1 protein-coding gene is annotated in these 762 nt (G+C 45.0%); it reads left to right on the forward strand.

Features of this window, described 5'->3' with window-relative positions:
- Positions 1 to 762, forward strand: a 762-nt coding sequence (locus NC99_RS22095) for a coiled-coil domain-containing protein (RefSeq protein ID WP_162231178.1), incomplete at both ends; no start/stop codon positions are given.

Below are 762 nucleotides of genomic sequence, written 5' to 3' on the forward strand. Positions count from 1 at the left end.
AATCAAGCACCAAAAGAATTGCTCAGAAAGAAGCCCAGGTTCAGCACAATTCGGAAAAACTAAAGAAAGTGGAAGCCGAAATTGAAGCGATTGAAAAGACGCTGGCAGAAATTAAACCAGCTTATGAAAAGCGGGAGGAACTGAAGCAGCAAGCAGATGAGCTGGGGAGGCTATTGAAAATCAGGGAGCTTGCGAAAAAGATAGCAATCGATCAGGAACGGCTGAAAAACGGACGTGCAATTTGGAATAAGACAGATGAGGAATTGGGGAAACTGAAAGAAGACAAGACCAAACTTGAAACTTCGCTTAAATCGAGAAAAGCCGGCTTGCCCGATATGGCTGTTTTGGCGCACGCAAAATCCTGGCATGTGGAAGAGAAAAATCTGAGTACCCAATTGGACGAGACGGACAAGCAAGTTAAAAAATACTTCGATGAGGATACTGCAATCAAGCAAACTATTCAAGAACTCTTGAAGGATAGCTTATTTCTGGATTTGCCCGAAGCGTCGGATCATTTGGCTGCTGTGAAATTTCTTCGTGAAAAAATTGAGACGGCTAAACGCCAGCTCAAATCAATGGAAAAGGAGGCCGATGAATTGAGGCTTAAGTCACAACTTCAGGCATTTGCCGAGGGATTGCAAGACGGCGATCCCTGTCCGCTTTGTGGTTCAGCACATCATCCACAAGTGTATAGTGCGGAGAGCTCGCACGAAGAACAGCAAAAATTGCAGCAGGCCAGGATGCAGACGGAAAAGGAAATTG

Source organism: Sunxiuqinia dokdonensis, from assembly GCF_001270965.1.
In the GTDB taxonomy this organism is placed as follows: Bacteria; Bacteroidota; Bacteroidia; order Bacteroidales; family Prolixibacteraceae; genus Sunxiuqinia; species Sunxiuqinia dokdonensis.